The organism is Staphylococcus pasteuri (assembly GCF_030547725.1).
Taxonomy (GTDB): domain Bacteria; phylum Bacillota; class Bacilli; order Staphylococcales; family Staphylococcaceae; genus Staphylococcus; species Staphylococcus pasteuri.
The window spans coordinates 1-235 of record NZ_JAUOQO010001000.1 but is presented as its reverse complement, the minus strand read 5'-3'; the positions used below and the strand labels follow the sequence as shown (position 1 = coordinate 235).

The following is a 235-nucleotide window of genomic DNA, read 5'->3' as shown; positions in this document are numbered from 1 at the left end:
AGTAAAGACTGAACCGCTTGTTGGTTTTGCTTAGTGCTTTGTATGTGCTGCCAAAACTGATAAATAATACAGATTAAGGCCAAGGTAATGATAGTGAACCAACGCGCAGCCGCACTACCTAAAGGCTCTGAACCAGCAATCGCGATTAACGGGCCACCAAACCAGATGAGAAAGGCTACGGCAAGAAACCCTAGTAAGGTAATTGCCCATTTAGACTTCAACATTTGAATTAAGC

The 235-nt window shown here is 43.4% G+C and carries 1 protein-coding gene; it reads right to left on the bottom strand.

Going from position 1 to position 235, the window contains the following annotated elements; genetic code table 11:
- Positions 1-235: hypothetical protein (locus tag Q4528_RS16185; protein WP_303522792.1), on the bottom strand; the 235-nt coding region annotated here is incomplete at both ends.